This is a genomic window from Microtetraspora glauca, from assembly GCF_040656155.1.
Lineage (GTDB): Bacteria > Actinomycetota > Actinomycetes > Streptosporangiales > Streptosporangiaceae > Microtetraspora > Microtetraspora glauca.
Window position 1 is genome coordinate 98,792 of record NZ_JBFALK010000013.1, and the last position, 16,444, is coordinate 115,235.

General features: G+C 68.1%; 16 protein-coding genes. 7 read left to right on the forward strand and 9 right to left on the reverse strand.

What is annotated here, in order from left to right; genetic code table 11:
* Positions 1 to 176 precede the first annotated feature (176 nt).
* Complete coding sequence (locus tag AB0I59_RS23420) at positions 177 to 704, reverse strand: GNAT family N-acetyltransferase (protein ID WP_435831046.1); 528 nt, start codon at positions 702 to 704, stop codon at positions 177 to 179.
* A gap of 453 nt (positions 705 to 1,157) precedes the next feature.
* On the opposite strand from AB0I59_RS23420, the gene AB0I59_RS23425 reads away from it, so the two are divergent.
* Positions 1,158 to 2,390 (forward strand): aminotransferase-like domain-containing protein, encoded by a 1,233-nt coding sequence (locus tag AB0I59_RS23425; protein ID WP_082776920.1) that lies wholly within the window; start codon positions 1,158 to 1,160, stop codon positions 2,388 to 2,390.
* A gap of 69 nt (positions 2,391 to 2,459) precedes the next feature.
* Entirely contained in the window at positions 2,460 to 3,410 is a 951-nt protein-coding gene (locus AB0I59_RS23430; RefSeq protein WP_061256088.1) for a D-alanine--D-alanine ligase family protein, read from the forward strand.
* Positions 3,411 to 4,532: 1,122 nt separating this feature from the next.
* Here AB0I59_RS23430 and AB0I59_RS23435 read toward each other — a convergent pair.
* The 8 genes from AB0I59_RS23435 to rpmH all read right to left on the reverse strand — a co-directional run bounded on the left by AB0I59_RS23435 (position 4,533) and on the right by rpmH (position 9,888).
* Positions 4,533 to 5,486 carry a ParB/RepB/Spo0J family partition protein gene (locus tag AB0I59_RS23435; protein WP_061256086.1) on the reverse strand — a complete coding sequence of 318 codons (954 nt, stop codon included), beginning with the start codon at positions 5,484 to 5,486 and terminating at the stop codon, positions 4,533 to 4,535.
* Between the two features lie 109 nt (positions 5,487 to 5,595).
* Positions 5,596 to 6,369 carry a ParA family protein gene (locus AB0I59_RS23440; RefSeq protein WP_061256084.1) on the reverse strand — a complete coding sequence of 258 codons (774 nt, stop codon included), beginning with the start codon at positions 6,367 to 6,369 and terminating at the stop codon, positions 5,596 to 5,598.
* A 305-nt stretch (positions 6,370 to 6,674) separates the two neighbouring features.
* Entirely contained in the window at positions 6,675 to 7,364 is a 690-nt protein-coding gene (rsmG, locus tag AB0I59_RS23445; protein ID WP_358135984.1) for a 16S rRNA (guanine(527)-N(7))-methyltransferase RsmG, read from the reverse strand.
* Positions 7,365 to 7,525: 161 nt separating this feature from the next.
* Positions 7,526 to 8,020 carry a Jag family protein gene (locus AB0I59_RS23450; RefSeq protein ID WP_358135987.1) on the reverse strand — a complete coding sequence of 165 codons (495 nt, stop codon included), beginning with the start codon at positions 8,018 to 8,020 and terminating at the stop codon, positions 7,526 to 7,528.
* Positions 8,021 to 8,038: 18 nt separating this feature from the next.
* Complete coding sequence (gene yidC / locus AB0I59_RS23455; RefSeq protein WP_358135989.1) at positions 8,039 to 8,995, reverse strand: membrane protein insertase YidC; 957 nt, start codon at positions 8,993 to 8,995, stop codon at positions 8,039 to 8,041.
* 4 nt (positions 8,996 to 8,999) lie between these two features.
* Entirely contained in the window at positions 9,000 to 9,308 is a 309-nt protein-coding gene (yidD, locus tag AB0I59_RS23460) for a membrane protein insertion efficiency factor YidD (protein ID WP_082776919.1), read from the reverse strand.
* The gene (gene rnpA, locus AB0I59_RS23465; protein ID WP_061256075.1) at positions 9,305 to 9,682 is read right to left on the reverse strand and encodes a ribonuclease P protein component; all 378 of its coding nucleotides are present in this window, start codon (positions 9,680 to 9,682) and stop codon (positions 9,305 to 9,307) included. The genes yidD and rnpA overlap by 4 nt, the downstream gene beginning before the upstream one ends.
* 68 nt (positions 9,683 to 9,750) lie before the next feature.
* Complete coding sequence (gene rpmH / locus AB0I59_RS23470; RefSeq protein ID WP_015772801.1) at positions 9,751 to 9,888, reverse strand: 50S ribosomal protein L34; 138 nt, start codon at positions 9,886 to 9,888, stop codon at positions 9,751 to 9,753.
* A 497-nt stretch (positions 9,889 to 10,385) separates the two neighbouring features.
* Between rpmH and dnaA the strand changes: the two genes are divergently transcribed.
* The 5 genes from dnaA (at position 10,386) to AB0I59_RS23495 (ending at position 16,381) form a co-directional block, all read left to right on the forward strand.
* Positions 10,386 to 11,909 carry a chromosomal replication initiator protein DnaA gene (gene dnaA / locus AB0I59_RS23475; RefSeq protein ID WP_061256073.1) on the forward strand — a complete coding sequence of 508 codons (1,524 nt, stop codon included), beginning with the start codon at positions 10,386 to 10,388 and terminating at the stop codon, positions 11,907 to 11,909.
* Positions 11,910 to 12,426: 517 nt separating this feature from the next.
* A complete protein-coding gene (gene dnaN, locus AB0I59_RS23480) occupies positions 12,427 to 13,566 on the forward strand; it encodes a DNA polymerase III subunit beta (protein ID WP_061256072.1) in 1,140 nt (379 codons plus the stop codon).
* 86 nt (positions 13,567 to 13,652) lie between these two features.
* Positions 13,653 to 14,597 (forward strand): phosphogluconate dehydrogenase (NAD(+)-dependent, decarboxylating), encoded by a 945-nt coding sequence (gene gnd / locus AB0I59_RS23485; protein WP_358135995.1) that lies wholly within the window; start codon positions 13,653 to 13,655, stop codon positions 14,595 to 14,597.
* A gap of 94 nt (positions 14,598 to 14,691) precedes the next feature.
* The gene (gene recF / locus AB0I59_RS23490) at positions 14,692 to 15,873 is read left to right on the forward strand and encodes a DNA replication/repair protein RecF (RefSeq protein ID WP_061256070.1); all 1,182 of its coding nucleotides are present in this window, start codon (positions 14,692 to 14,694) and stop codon (positions 15,871 to 15,873) included.
* Positions 15,863 to 16,381 (forward strand): DciA family protein, encoded by a 519-nt coding sequence (locus AB0I59_RS23495; protein ID WP_061256068.1) that lies wholly within the window; start codon positions 15,863 to 15,865, stop codon positions 16,379 to 16,381. The genes recF and AB0I59_RS23495 overlap by 11 nt, the downstream gene beginning before the upstream one ends.
* Positions 16,382 to 16,444: the final 63 nt, after the last annotated feature.

Consider the following 16,444-nt stretch of genomic DNA (forward strand, 5'->3'; position numbering starts at 1 on the left):
CGGCACCCACCCACACCGAAGCCCCCTCGCCGTCCGCGGCGCAGGGGGCTTCCACATGGTCCGGCATCCGTCGGGTCCACGAGCGACCGGAGGGCATCGCCACCTCGATCGCGCTGCGAAGGCGTCGCGTCGCTCGCGGAACGAGGTCGGTGGCGCCCGAAGGCGCTGAGATGGCCTCAGACCGGTCGAAGCGCCCGCTCCGGACTCATTGACCCGAGCAACCTCTCCAGGGCCACCTCGACGTCCTCGCGCCAGGAGACGGCGGTCTTCAACTCCAGCCGGAGCCTCGGGAAACGGAGGTGCGGGCGCACCGTCTTGAACCCGACGGACAGCAGATATTCGGCGGGGACCAGACAGCCCGGCTGCTCCCACTTCAGATCGCCGAACGCCTCGATGGCCCGGACTCCGCGCCGGGTGAGGTCCTTGGCGACGCCCTGCACCAGCATCCGGCCGAGCCCGCCACCCGAGAACTCGGGGATGATGTGCGCCGTCATCAGCAGCACGGCGTCCGAACTGACCGGCGACGTCGGGAAGGCGACCGAGCGCGGCACGTAGAGCGGCGGCGCGTACAGCACGAAGCCCGCGGCCACACCGTCGACATACGCGATCTTCCCGCAGCTCCCCCACTCCAGGAGTGTCGCGGAGATCCACGCTTCCTTCTCCAGCCCGGGATCACCGGCCTGCGCGGCACGCTCACCGCTCATGGGGTCGAGTTCCCAGAAGACACAGCGCCTGCATCGCCGCGGCAAATCGTCGAGGTTGTCCAGAGTGACGTTGGCCAGCCGACGCGACACGTGTTGCCCCAATCCCCGAGAGGAGTACATGAGCCCCCAAAGACACCGTCGCATGTGCGGAAAACCACACGACCACCGCGTCTCCCGCTGGCATCGTAACTCAGCGACCCGGCCCGGTCCCCGTACTGCCGACCCCTTGCGGTACGTCCGCGCGTCGAAGGCGGCCACCAGCTCCGGGATCGCTACGCGTCACCGGGAAGCGGCCCGGCGACGATCGAACAGCAACACTGCCGTAGTCTGGTTTCTCGGCTATGTGAACGGAGGTGGACCGTGACGCACGAGCTCGATCACGGTCGGACGACCGCGCCCCACGGGTCGCGAATTGACGCCTATGTCGATCGGTACGCCGCACGAGCTACCGGGATGGTCGCCTCCGAGGTCCGAGCTCTCTTCGCCGTCGCGTCGAGGCCCGAGGTGGTCTCGCTCGCCGGCGGCATGCCGTACGTCACGGCTCTCCCCCTCGACGTGGTCGGCGAGCTGGTCGCCGATCTGGTCGCCCGACGCGGCCCGGTCGCACTCCAGTACGGCTCCGGCCAGGGCGACCCCGATCTGCGCGAGCAGATCTGCGAGGTCATGCGGATGGAGGGGATCGAGGCCGGGGCGGACGACGTCGTCGTCACCGTCGGCTCCCAGCAGGCTCTCGACCTGATCACCCGGATCTTCATCGATCCCGGCGACGTGGTGCTCGCCGAGGGGCCCTCCTACGTCGGGGCGCTCGGCACCTTCAGCGCCTACCAGGCCAAGGTCGTGCACATCGCGATGGACGACCAGGGACTCATCCCCGAGTCGCTGGCGCAGACCATCTACGCGCTGCACACCGCCGGCAAGCGCGTCAAGTTCCTCTACACCATCCCGACCTTCCAGAACCCCGCGGGTGTGACCCTCAACGAGGTCCGCCGCAGGCAGGTCCTGGAGATCTGCCAGCGGGCCGGTGTCCTGGTCGTCGAGGACAATCCGTACGGGCTGCTCGGGTTCGACGGCGAGCCGCTGCGCGCGCTGCGGGCCGACGATCCCGATGGCGTGGTCTATCTCGGCTCGTTCTCCAAGACCCTCGCTCCGGGCTTCCGGGTGGGATGGGCGCTCGCCCCGCACGCGGTCCGCGAGAAGCTGGTGCTCGCCATGGAGTCGGCGGTGCTGTCCCATTCGACCTTCACCCAGCTCGCCGTGGGGCAGTACCTCGCCACCCAGCCGTGGCGCGAACAGATCAAATCGTTCCGCGAGCTGTACCGCGAGCGGCGCAACGCCCTTCTCGGCGCGCTCGAGGTGCTGATGCCCGCCGGCTGCTCATGGACCCGCCCCGCCGGCGGGTTCTTCGTCTGGATGACGCTCCCCGAGGGGCTCAACTCCAAGGCGATCCTTCCGCGCGCGGTGGCCGAGCGGGTCGCGTTCGTTCCCGGGACCGGCTTCTACGCCGACGGCGGCGGCAAGCAGCACATGCGGCTGTCCTACTGCTATCCCGAGCCCGACCGCATCCGTGAGGGCGTGCGCCGGCTGGCCGGCGTGATCGAGCAGGAGCTGCAGCTCCGCGACACCTTCGGCACCGGCTCCGCCCCGGAGCACCCCGGAGTCGACACGCCGGGTCCGGACCTCGCCTGAGATTCCGGTACGGCTAGCCTGTTCGGGCTGGCCGTACCGGAATCCTGAAGTGAGAAAGGCCCTCTCCCTATGAGTGACTTGGCGCATGTGCTGGTGTTGGCGGGGGGCCTTTCCTATGAGCGAGAAGTCTCCATCCGCTCCGGCCGCCGGGTCAGCGAGGTGCTGCGCGCGGCCGGGGTGGTCGTCGAGACCCGCGACACCGACTCCACGCTGGTCCCCGCAGTGCTCGCCGACCCGCCGGACGCCGTCTTCGTGACGCTGCACGGCGGAGCCGGTGAAGACGGAGCGATCCGTTCCGTGCTGGAACTGCTCGGCGTGCCGTACGTCGGTGCCACTCCCGACGCCTGCCGGGTCGCCTATGACAAGCCGACGGCCAAGGCCGTCGTCCGATCCTGGGGGCTGAACACGCCCGACTCGGTCTCCCTCCCCAAGGAGACCTTCCACGACCTGGGCGCGACGGCAGTTCTGGCGCGCATTGTGGACCGGCTCGGGCTGCCGCTCTTCGTGAAGCCCTCACGCGGAGGTTCCGCTCTGGGCGCCTCCATCGTTCGCTCGGCCGAGGAACTGCCCGCCGCGATGGTGGGCTGCTTCGCCTACGGCGACACCGTGCTGATCGAGAAGTACATCGCCGGAGTGGAGGTGGCCGTCTCCGTCGTGGACCTCGGCGACGGGCCGGTCGCCCTGCCGCCGGTCGAAATCGTCCCCGACGGAGGCGTCTACGACTACGCCGCGCGCTATACGGCGGGGCACACCGAGTTCTTCGCTCCTGCTCGCCTGTCGCCGGAGGACACCGAAGCATGCGCCGCGATGGCGGTGACCGCCCACGCCGCACTCGGCCTCAGGGACGTCTCCCGTACCGACCTCATCGTCGACGAGAGCGGTCGCCCCTACTTCCTTGAGGTGAACGTCGCTCCCGGCATGACCGAGACCTCACTACTGCCGATGGCGGCCGAGGCTGCCGGCCGGGATCTCGGCGCCCTCTGCAAGGGACTCCTCGAACTGGCCGCCCGCCGCGGCTGACCGCCGCACGCGTTGCCACCATGAGGGATCGGCCACCAGGGCCGGTCCCTCATGTGTTTCACGTGAAACGGACCCACAATCCGCGCACCGCCACCTGGAATCCAGTCACCTCGCAGCTCCAGTGACATTCATTCGCTCGCCGCCTCGGTGCGAAAGTGCCCCTCCCCATCGTCCAGCGGTGCGAGCAAGCCCGGCTCCCGAGTTCCTCCGGTACCGCCCCCGCCTACATCCGCCGGCCCGATAGGTCGCCGAGCGCACACCGCCCTTCACCTCGCTCCCCAGAAGCCGAGTGTCCGGCTCTAACTCGCCACGCGAAAACACCCCCGCGGCGGTCACACCAGCATGCGTCCGGCGGCGTCGCCCACGACCCACCGACCGCGTTGGTGTGGGAGCGCCTACCGCTCACGGCGTACAGGAACAGCCTGGGCGGTGAACAGCGGCCAGCATCGGGCTCAGGCGCCGCGGAGAAGGCGAGGGAGAAAAGGCCGGATCGACGGTACGAAGGCGCGCGCCATGGGAAGCCGGCGTCACTGACATCGAAGGCGGCACGACGAAGGCGGCACGACGAAGGCGGCACGACGCGTGAGTGCAGCGGGAGAAATCACATGGATTGAAGGAGGGCGGCTTCATATGGCTTGAGCCGGGAGTGGATAGAGGTAGCGCACATGCACATTACGGGGCTGGCGCGAAGTGCGGCGGGAAAGCTTGGCGCGGAGGCGGGGGTTTGTGGAGGCCGGCGTAAGACCGTGCCAGCAACCACCGCGCCCGCGACGGCCGCGAGAGCGGCATCACCAGAGGCCCGCTATCACGGCCGGCCGGAGCAAGCCCCCGTCGCCGTGCCTACGGACACCAACCACCGCGACTCGCCCCACGGTGCAGCGCCCACGGGCGCCAGTCCCCGCGCTGCACCCAACCTAACTAGCCGTCCAACCAACCGACCGCCCTGCGGGTCCTCAACCGCAGGCGAAGCCGACTTCGCCCCCGGCTTTCGCCATCGACTTCGCCGCTGATTGTCCGGCTGATCTTCCTAGCCGGCCTTCCCCACCGATTCTCCCCCGCCGACCCTCATGCCGATCTTCACGCGGTGTTTCACGTGAAACACGACGGGTCACAAGGTCGGAGCTATTCCTCGCCGTCGCCCATGACGGATACAGCGTCAGGCGCCATGGTGCCGATGATCCGCTCCAGATCATCGATCGTGGAAAACTCGACGACGATCCGACCCTTCCGACTCCCCAGGTCCACTTTCACCTTGGTATCGAAATGGTCGGAGAGCCGTTCCGCCAACTCCGTCAATGCGGGCGCGGTCGGCTTCTTCGCCCGAGGCTTACGAGGAGCAGGGCCGGCCGTGGCCTCGCCCAAAGCGACGATCTCTTCCACCGTACGAACCGAGAGTCCCTCCGCGACGATCCGGCTCGCCAGGCGCTCCTGTGCCGCGGGGTCTTCCAGCGGCAACAATGCCCGAGCGTGCCCGGCGCTGATCGTCCCGGCCGCCAGGCGCAGCTGGACGTTCGAGGCCAGGTTCAGCAGTCGGAGCGTGTTCGTGATGTGCGAGCGAGATCGACCGACCTTCTTCGCCAGGACCTCGTGCGTGGCCCCGAAGTCATCGAGCAGCTGCCGGTAAGCGGCGCCTTCCTCCAGCGCGTTCAGCTGCTCACGCTGAAGGTTCTCGATCAGTGCCTCGCGAAGCATCTCGTCGTCCTGAGTGCTGCGCACGATCGCGGGAATCTGCTCCAAGCCCGCGAGCTTCGACGCCCGCCACCGCCGCTCCCCCATCACGAGCTCGAAACGTCCCTCGCCGAGAGCGCGTACGACGATCGGCTGGAGCAGGCCCACCTCCTTGATGGAGTCGGCCAGCTCGTCCAGGCGGTCCTCGTCGAACACGTCGCGCGGCTGGCGCGGGTTGGGCACGATCGCCTCAAGAGGGATCTCCTGGAAGTATGCGCCCTCGACAGGTCGCAACCCGGAATCCGCAGGCTCCGCCGATGGACCGGTCGCGATCGTCGGCTCGACGATCGGCCCGGTGGGAATCAGTGCCCCAAGGCCCTTGCCCAGTCCCCGACGCTGCTGAGACAACGCTGCTCCTTAACACCGCACGAAAGACAGTGCCCAGCGATCCAGAGTCGCCGGGCACTCCACCACGAGAGGTTACCGCTGTACGGGCTCGTTAAGTGCCCGCAACCCGCTACGCCTCCGCAACCGCCGCGCCTCGGTAGGCCATCTCGCGGGCGGCTTCCTTGTACGCCAGGGCACCACTCGATCCGGGGTCGTACGTCATGACCGACTGGCTGTAGCTGGGCGCCTCGGAGACGCGGACGCTTCGCGGAATGACCGCGTTCAACACCGTGTCACCGAAATGCGACCGCACCTCTTCCGCCACCTGCGACGCGAGCCGGGTCCGGCCGTCGTACATCGTCAGCAGGATCGTCGAGACGTTCAGATCCTGGTTCAGGTGAACCCGCACCAGTTCGACGTTCTGCAACAGCTGGGTGAGTCCCTCCAACGCGTAGTACTCACACTGGATGGGGATCAGCACTTCCTGCGCCGCCGCCATCGCGTTGACCGTGAGGAGGCCGAGCGAGGGCGGGCAGTCGATCAGGATGTAGTCCAGCTCCATGGAGTCGAAGGCGTTCAAGGCGCGCTTCAGCCGGGTCTCCCTCCCGACCATCGGCACCAGCTCGATCTCCGCGCCGGCAAGATCCAGCGTCGCGGGGGCGCAGTACAGGTTCGGCATCTCCGGAACCGGCTTCACGATGGACGCCAACGGGAGATCGTCCACCAGGACCTGATAAACAGACGGAACACCCGACCGATGCTCCGTCGCCAACGCCGTCGAGGCATTGCCCTGCGGGTCAAGGTCCACCACAAGAACGCGCTGCCCGTGCATCGACAGCGCCGCGGCCAGATTGACGGTGGTCGTGGTCTTTCCGACGCCGCCCTTCTGGTTCGCCACTGTCATAACGCGGCACTTCGGGGGGCGGGGCCACTCCCCTTCGTTCCGTGTCGAGTATCCAATCGAAGGCGCAGCCGCAGGAGCGGCCGTGGCTGTTTCACGTGAAACCACAGAGCTCAGTGCCTCTCGTACCAGCGGCGAATCGCCGGAAATAAGGGGGGTCTGGGACACGGTCGTCGCCCTTTCGCTCTGCGAAACAGAGATAAAAGGCCAGCCGACCCCGGACGGCCGACCTACCGACGCGATCTCCAAGGGTACGGCGATGTGATTCTCCGGCCAACCCAGGCCCGCTTCCGCACCCGGCAAGACCTTCACCTCTTTCGTCGGTGCCGCGCGCCCTTTCCACTCTGCTGGGGAGACCGGCCCGCGACGACGCGAACGAGAGTGGTGGGCGGCTCGACCTTACCGTGCCCCACCGTAACAAGCTCGGCGGTACGCGCCCCGTACGCCTTGAGTTGCGGCCCGGCGGCCTCAAGTTCCTCCGCCGCGCGCTCTCCCTTCATGGCGAGCAGCTCGCCACCCTCTCCAAGCAGCGGCATGGACCATGCAAGCAGACGGTCAAGTGGAGCCACCGCACGCGCGGTCGCGACGTCGAACAGCCGCTTGCGCGCCAGTTCCTCGGCCCTGCCGCGCAGCACCTCGACATTGCCCAACTCCAGCACCGTCACGCACTCCTCCAGGAACGTGGTCCGGCGCAACAGCGGTTCGAGCAACGTCACCGTGATGTCGGGGCGGACGATCGCCAGGACCAGACCGGGCAGCCCGGCACCGGATCCGATGTCCACCAGTCGAGTGCCCTCTGGGATGGCCTCCTCAACGACCGCACAGTTGAGAAGATGGCGGTCCCAGATCCGGGGAACCTCGCGTGGCCCGATCAGTCCGCGCACCACTCCGGGGCCCGCGAGCAGCTCCGCGAACGCCTCGGCCCTGCCCAACGCCTCACTGGTGAACACCTCGCGCGCCACCGCGGGCGCTTCGGGCAGCTCGTTGCTTTCCGTCATCACTCACTCATCTATGGATGCTCTCGGGGTAAGGGTAGCCGCCCCGCTCCGGCCGAGCCTGCGACGCATTCCCGCGCGCTCCCGCGAGGCTCGCTCGCCCGCGGGTACGGAAAAGGCCGCCGACCCTCGGAGGATCGGCGGCCTTCGATGCGAAAGCGCGACTACGCGGGAAGTACGACGACAAAACGCCGGGGCTCCTCGCCCTCGGACTCGCTACGCAGACCGGCCGCGGCGACGGCGTCGTGCACGATCTTCCGCTCGAACGGCGTCATGGCCTGCAGCGCCTTGGGCTCTCCGCTCCGCTTGACATCGTCGGCGGCGGCAGAGCCGATCTTCGTCAGCTCGGCCCTGCGGCGCTCCCGATAGCCGCCGACGTCGAGCATGAGCCGGGACCGCTCCCCCGTCTGGCGGTGCACCGCGAGCCGGGTGAGCTCCTGGAGCGCCTCCAGCACCTCGCCTCCGGGGCCGACGAGATCGCTTCCCTTGATGCCGACGACCGACACCAACGCACGGTCGCCTTCGACGTCCATGTCGATATCACCGTCGATGTCGGCGATGTCCAACAGGCCCTCGACGTAGTCGGCCGCGATCTCGCCTTCCTGTTCCAGGGCGGCGATGTCGGGAGCAGGCTTGACGCTCTCCTCGGCTTCGGTCACGTCCGGTCTCTCCTTCTGCTACGACTTCTTGCTGCCGGTCCGCTTGCTACGTGACTGCCGGGACGGCTGCTGACGGACGATCTTAGGCTCCGGCGGAGCGGCAGGCTCCCCCGGGGTGTTGACCTTCGGCTTGCCGAGCAGCTTCCCGAAGACTCCGTTGGACGGCGGCGGCGTCGTCACGTTGCCTTTCTCGTCGACGACCGGCATGGGGTGCCGGCTGTAGAACCAGTGCTGCTGGCTGAGCGTCCAGATGTTCGTGGTGACCCAGTAGAGGATCAGACCGAGCTGGAAGTTGAGGCTGAAGACGGCGAACAGCGGCGAGATGTACATCAGGATCTTCTGCTGCTGCGCCATCGGGTTGTCGGGCATCTGCTGCATCGACCGGGTCACGCTCTGGCGGACCGTGAGGAAGGTGGTGAGCGAGCTGATGGCCACGAAGCAGGCCAGGACGATCTTCGTGATGACCGGGTCGGCGCCCAGCGCCTGGATGTCCGCGCTGCTGGTGAAGAACGTGGCGGGAAGCGGCGCCATGATGACGTGCGCGTGACGCGCGCTGTCCACCAGCTCCTGGGTCATGCCGAACTTGGCCTGGTCCTCGGCGATCGCCCGGAGCACGGTGAACATGGAGATGAAGATCGGGAACTGCGCCACGATCGGCAGACATCCACCGAGGGGGTTGGCGCCCGCTTCCTGGTAGACGCGCATGACCTCCTGGTTCATGCGCTGCTTGTCGTTCTTGTAGCGCTTGCGCAGCTCCTGCACCTTGGGAGCGAGCTCCTGCATCTTCCTCGACGAGCGCATCTGCTTGAGGAAGAGGGGGAAGATCAGCAGACGCATCAGCACGGTCAACGTGATGATGGTCAGCGCCCAGGTCAGCCCGCTGTCAGGGGAGAGAAAGGTGCTGTAGCCCGCGTGGATGTGGGTGATGACCCACGCCACTGCCGTATACAGCCAGTTGAGGAATGACAGCTCCACCGAGCTAGCTCCCTTGCGTTGTGTCGTGAGACCGGACTCGGGGTGGGGGCACCGGGTCGAAACCTCCGGGGTGGAACGGGTGGCAACGCCCGATACGCCTGATGGTCAGCCACGAACCGCGCACCGCTCCGTGTACGGCGATGGCCTCCAGTCCATAGGCGCTGCAGGACGGTTCGAACCGGCATCGCGGCCCGAGTGCCGGGCTGATGAACGCCCGGTAGAACCTGATCGGGCCAAGCAACACACGGGCGGCCATTGAGGGCCGCACGCCGGAGGTGGCCGGCCTCTCGGGGCTCGACTGCTCGACTGTCATGACCGTCCATCCGTCAGGGTCCGCGGGGCGGACCCCCACCGCCGGAGTAAACGATCGAGCGCGATGTCGAGTTCGGCGGCCAGGTGCTCGCTTCGCGCGGACGCGGCAGCTGGGTTGGCGCGTACCACAAGCAGGCTACCTCGCGGAAGCCGGTCGAGTCGGGTCCGCATCAGGTGTCTGAGCCTGCGCTTCACCCGGTTTCTGGTCACAGCGTCACCGATGGCCTTGCTCACGACGAAACCCACCAACGGCGGCCCCTCACCTTCGCCCACGTTCATATGGGCGACCAGGGTGGGGCGACCGGCGCGTTGTCCACGCCGGATCGCGTCGGCGAACTCGTCACCGCGTCGCATGCGGGACGCGGACGGCAGCACCGGAACTTCCTCGAACTACGACTATCGCCCGCCGACACGTGGACGGCGGGCGATGACGGTTTCGCTCGTCAGACGGTCAGCTCGGCGCGGCCCTTGCGGCGACGGGCGGCCAGGATGGCGCGGCCGGCACGCGTGCGCATGCGCAGCCGGAAGCCGTGGGTCTTCGCGCGGCGACGGTTGTTCGGCTGGTAAGTACGCTTGCTCACGAGTGGACTCCAGGCTTCAGATACGTCCGCAGGAGGCCGCGGACGCGCAACATTCCAAGGATTCGGCTCGCCAGATGCGTGGACATGCGAAATAGCCGTCGCGTGACCAGCCGACCTCCACACGTTAGGCGGCAATGGTGCCACAGGTCAAACCAGACCGTGATCAGGGGCCGCTCCCACTCCTATGGCACTCCCCTGTGAAAGGGGTTTTTCTCCTGGTGCGGACATCGCCCACGCGAGGCGCCCATGGCTACCAGTAGGCTGTGGACAACGTCTTGAACCCAGGTCGCGCACACCACTACTGTCAACCCTCCGGACCCTCCTCCATCGAACGTGGATGCGCCCGGGACCTGTGCGTGGGCTGTGCATAACGTGTGGATCCTCTGTGGATCACGTATCGGGGGCTGGTACCGCCGGGGAGCCCCCGGCCGGGACCGGCGTGGAAAAACGGATCGCGGCGAATATGCGGGGGCCGCGCAAGGGAGGAGTGCCGGACCATGGAGGCCGACGACCTCAACGAGGTGTGGGCTCGCGCTCTGGGGACCCTTCTCGATGAGGGCGTTTCAGGACAACAGCGGGCGTTCCTCCAGATGACCGAGCCGTCCGGGCTTATCAACGACACCATCCTCCTCGCCGCCCCGAACGATTTCGCCAAGGAAGTCATCGAAGTACGACTTCGCCCCCTCATCGCGCACGCTCTTTCCCAGGAGTTCGGCCGTCCCGTTCGCATCGCGGTGATGGTCGATCCCCGCGAGAGCACGGGGGACACGCGCACGCACGACACCTTCTCCCCAGGGCCGTCCTTTCCCCAGGCCGGGCCGGGACCGCAGGTTCGCCCGGCCGCCGCACCGCCGCCACCCGGCGACTATCCACAGGCGCACCCGCAGCACGACGCCGTCCTGCCTCCTGAGCCGATGGACCAGGCCGTTCCCGAGCCCGCGCAGAACAGGTGGGAGACCCGCGGCAGCCGCACGTCCGGCGAGCCCGCGCGCCTGAACGCGAAGTACACCTTCGAGACCTTCGTCATCGGCGCGAGCAACCGTTTCGCCCACGCCGCCGCGGTCGCGGTCGCCGAGGCGCCGGCCAAGGCGTACAACCCGCTGTTCATCTACGGCGACTCCGGGCTGGGCAAGACCCACCTGCTGCACGCGATCGGCCATTACGCGCAGAGCCTGTACGACGGCGCGCGAGTCCGATACGTGAGCTCCGAGGAGTTCACCAACGACTTCATCAACTCCATCCGCGACCACAAGGCGGACGGGTTCCGTGCCCGTTACCGCGCGGTCGACATCCTGCTTGTGGACGACATCCAGTTCCTTGAGGGCAAGGAGCAGACGCAGGAGGAGTTCTTCCACACCTTCAACACGCTCCACAACGCCAGCAAACAGATCGTCATCTCCAGCGACCGCGCTCCCAAGCAGCTGGTCACCCTGGAAGACCGGCTGCGCAACCGCTTCGAGTGGGGACTGATCACTGACGTCCAGCCGCCCGAACTGGAGACGAGGATCGCGATCCTTCGCAAGAAGGCGATCCAGGAAGGTCTGGCCGCCCCGCCCGACGTGCTGGAGTACATCGCCAGCCGGATCGCGACCAACATCCGTGAGCTGGAGGGCGCGCTCATCCGGGTGACCGCGTTCGCCAGCCTCAACCGCCAGTCTGTGGACATCAAGCTGACCGAGATCGTCCTCAAGGACCTGATCAGCGAGGACTCCACACCCGAGATCACCATCTCGCTCATCATGTCGACGACCGCCGAGTACTTCGGCGTCTCCCTCGACGACGTCTGCGGCAGCTCGCGCTCGCGCGCCCTCGTGACGGCCCGGCAGATCGCCATGTACCTCGCCCGCGAGCTCACCGACCTGTCCCTGCCCAAGATCGGCCAGCAGTTCGGCGGGCGCGACCACACGACCGTCATGCACGCCGAACGCAAGATCAGGTCCCTCATGGCCGAGCGCCGGTCGATGTACAACCAGGTCAACGAGCTGACCACGCGGATCAAGCAGCGCGCACGCAACGCTTGATACACAGGCTGTGGATATCTCTGTGGATCGGCGTGCTCTGACGCCCGTCCACTCCTTCGAATAACCCCGTCGTCAGGGGGAAAATCGCGCCCACATGCTGGGGACAAGTGTGTGGACAACCTGGGGATGACCCGTGGATACCTTGGGGATGCCCTGTGCGTAGTGGAAAGATGTCCACCTGAGGAGGTCATTTACCCCGTGGATAACCGGTGGAAACCTCGTGGATAACCGGTGGACAGAGACCCCCTCTCCTGGGGACGTCCTGTGGGAAAAGGACGGTCATCCCCAGGCGGGCCCCGTTCATCCACCGGTCCTCCACACCCGGCAGTGGATGAATAATGGGCTCTGACCTGCAGAGGGGTCTGATTTCCACAGTATCCACCGCCCCTATGACGATGACGTTTAGCTCTCTCTACTAAGAACTCAAGAGCCATAGAGGGTTCTCGAGGCCCCAAGGTGCGGGAGAGTGAAGACTTGCGACAATGCACAAGCAGCGATACCCAGGAGGCTGATCCACGTGATGTTCCGGATCGACCGCGACGTACTCGCCGAGGCCGTCGCGTGGACGGCACGCAGCCTTCCGGCGCGGCCGTCCGTGCCGGTGCTGGCGGGCATGCGCCTAGAGGTCACCGACGACCAGCAGTTGAAGCTCTCGGGCTTCGACTACGAAGTCTCGGCGGAGGTGACGCTCGAGCCGCAGACCGGTGAGGCCGGTGTGGTTCTCGTCTCCGGCAAGCTCCTCGCCGAGATCACCCGAGCGCTTCCCGCACAGCCTGTGGATTTCGTGGTCGAGGGAGCCAAAGCGGTGGTCACGTGCGGCAGCGCGCGGTTCACCCTGTTGACGATGCCTGTCGAGGACTACCCCTCGCTGCCCGCCATGCCCCCGGCGGCCGGGCGGATCGGCAGTGACGTGTTCGCCGGAGCCGTCGGCCAGGTCGCCGTGGCCGCGGGCAAGGACGACACGCTCCCGATGCTCACCGGCGTCCGCATGGAGATCGAGGGCGACACGGTGACGCTCGCCGCCACCGACCGCTACCGCCTCGCCGTACGCGAGTTGAAGTGGCACCCCGAGCAGCCGGACCTCCAGGCGATCGCGATGGTGCCCGGCCGTACGCTCGCGGACACCGCCAAGGCGCTGGGCGCCACCGGTGCCGAGGTCGAGATCGCGCTCAGCTCGGTCGGCGGCACGGGCGAGGGCATGATCGGGTTCTCCAGCGCAGGCAGGCGGACCACCACGCGACTGCTCGACCCCGAGTTCCCGAAGTACCGCTCGCTGCTGCCCACCGAGTTCTCGGCGAGGGCCGACTTGTCCACAGCCTCGTTCGTCGAGGCGGTCAAGCGCGTCGCCCTGGTCGCCGAGCGCAACACGCCGGTACGGCTGGCCTTCCGCGGTGACGAGGTCGTCCTCGAGGCGGGCAGCGGCGACGAGGCGCAGGCGGTCGAGGTCCTGCCGGTCGAGTTCGACGGTGACGAGATCAACATCGCGTTCAACCACCAGTTCCTGCTGGAGGGCCTCGGCGCGATCGACTCCGACGTCGCCCGCCTTCAGTTCACCACGTCGACGAAGCCCGCCATCCTCACCGGTGGCAAGCCTGTGGACGAAGGCACCACCCCGGACTACCGCTACCTGATCATGCCAATCCGTCTGTCGAGCTGATCCGGGGGCGTACGATCTCCCGGCGTGGAGGTCGTATGTCCGGGTACGGCGTCCCTGTGGATGTTCGACCCTGAGGGGGTAGCTCTATGCAGATCGGCATGATCGGACTCGGCAAGATGGGCGGCAACATGGCCGAGCGGCTTCGCCGTGGCGGTCATGAGGTGGTCGGTTACGACCGCGATCCGCAGATCAGCGACGTCGGCAGCCTCAAGGAGCTCGTCGACCGGCTGGACGCCCCCCGTGCCGTCTGGGTCATGGTGCCCGCCGGGGAGCCCACCCACAGCACCGTCCGGCTGCTGGGCGAGATGCTCTCCCCCGGCGACATCGTGATCGACGGCGGCAACTCACACTATGTGGACGACCAGAAGCACGGCGCCGACCTCGCGGCCAAGGGGGTCGGCTTCGTCGACGTCGGTGTGAGCGGCGGCGTCTGGGGGCTGGAGAACGGCTACGCCCTGATGGTCGGCGGCACGTCCGACGACGTCGCGCGGCTCATGCCGATCTTCGAGACGCTCAAGCCCGAGGGGGAGGACGGCTTCGTCCACGCCGGCGAGGTCGGCGCGGGGCACTTCGCGAAGATGGTCCACAACGGCATCGAGTACGGCATGATGCAGGCCTTCGCCGAGGGCTGGGAGCTGCTTGAGGCGGCCGACATCGTCACGGACGTCCACGGGTCGTTCAAGAGCTGGCGGCAGGGCACCGTCATCCGCTCCTGGCTGCTCGACCTGCTGGTCCGCGCGCTCGACGAGGACCCGGGCCTGTCGGACCTCAAGGGGTACGCCCAGGACTCGGGAGAGGGCCGGTGGACCGTCCAGGCCGCGGTGGATCACGCTGTTCCGCTGCCGGTCATCACGGCCGCGCTGTACGCCCGGTTCGCGTCCAGGCAGTCCGACTCCCCCGCGATGAAGATGGTCGCGGCGCTGCGCAACCAGTTCGGCGGGCACGCGGTCACCGCCCAGGAGGGGCAGACCGGCAAGGGCGCGGACGCTCCCGGCGCCGACGTGACCCCGCCCGTGGAGACCCAGCACTGATCCACAGCCTGTGGACAACCGGCGCGGTCCGGGCCTGAAGGGGGCGCGGTTCTTCGCCCCCCGGACGGGTGCCGGCAGGGACTAGCCTTTCGGGGTGCGTGTGTGCCACCTGTCCCTGACCGACTTCCGGTCCTATCCGTCGGCCGAGCTCGCCCTCGACCCGGGGGTGACGGCGTTCGTCGGTCCCAACGGGCACGGCAAGACCAACCTGGTCGAGGCCATCGGGTACGTCGCGACGCAGTCGAGTCACCGGGTCGCCACCGACGCCCCGCTGGTACGGCACGGCGCCGACCGGGCGATCGTCCGCGCGATGGTCGCCAGGGACGAGCGGCGCGCACTGGTCGAGCTGGAGATCAACCCGGGCCGGTCCAACCGGGCGCGGGTGAACCGTTCGCCGGTCTCGCGGCCGCGTGACGCCCTCGGCCTGCTGCGCACCGTCCTGTTCGCGCCGGAGGATCTCGCCCTGGTGAAGGGCGACCCCTCCGAGCGGCGCCGGTTCCTCGACGATCTGCTGGTCGCCCGCGCCCCCCGTTTCGCCGGGGTCCGCGCCGACTACGACCGCGTGCTCAAACAGCGCAACACCCTCTTGCGTACGGCGGCCGCGACCAAGCCGGGACGGCGGCGCGGCGCGCGCAGGCAGGACGACGAGTCGGGGTTCGCCTCGGCGGGGGCGGGCGACGTCCTGAGCACGCTCGACGTCTGGGACGCCCATCTCGTGCGGCACGGCGCCGAGTTGCTGGCCGCCCGCCTGGACCTGGTCGAGGCGCTTCGGCCGCTGGCCGCCAAGGCGTACGCGACGCTCGCGCCGACTTCGGCCCCGGCGGACCTGGAGTACCGGACGAGCGCGACGTTGTCCACAGGCTGTGGAACATCTCGCGATGTTCTGGAAGAGGCACTGCGCGCGAGTCTCGCCGAGGCACGGCAGGGGGAGCTCGAACGCGGCGTCACCCTGGTCGGGCCGCACCGCGACGATCTGCAGCTGGCACTGGGCGAGCTGCCCGCGCGCGGATACGCGAGCCACGGCGAGTCGTGGTCGTTCGCGCTGGCGCTGCGGCTGGCCGCCTACGACCTGCTCCGCGCGGACGGCGGCGATCCCGTGCTGATCCTCGACGACGTCTTCGCCGAACTGGACACCCACCGGCGGACCCGGCTGGCCGAGATCGTCGGCCCGGCCGAGCAGGTCCTGATCACGGCGGCGGTGCCGGGCGACGTTCCCGCCGAGCTGGCCGGCGCGCGGTTCGACGTCACGGAAGGGAGCGTGTCCCGTGTCCGATGAGCCCGTGGGCGGCCAGTCTCCCCAGGGCGCGGCGGCCAAGGGGGCCGCTCTCGCCAGGGAGAAGCTGGCCCAGGCGAAGGCGGACGCGGCCAGGCGGGGGCAGCTGCCGCGGACCGAGCCGCGGCGCAGGTCCTCCGGGCAGCGGCGGGACGCCGGCGATCCACAGCTTTTCGGAAAGGCCATCAGGGATCTGCTCGCCGACCGGGGATGGGAGCAGCCGGTCGCGGTCGGCGGGGTGTTCGGGCGCTGGCGCGAGATCGTGGGGCCGGATCTGGCCGCGCACACGAAGCCCGAGTCCTTCGAGGACGGCGAGGTGTTCGTGGCGGCGGACTCCACCGCGTGGGCCACGCAGGTGCGCCTGCTCGCGGCTACGCTGGTCAGGCGGCTGAACGAGGAGCTCGGCGACGGCACGGTCAAGCGGGTCAGGGTACGCGGCCCGGGTGCGGGCCCCCGGCAGGGCGGGTTGCGCGTCCGAGGCGGCCAAGGGCCCGGCGACACCTACGGCTAGGCTCCATAATTGCGCCTGAGCGGTTGACCCCCTTCCCAAAGGGGGGGTGCCAGAAAACATGAT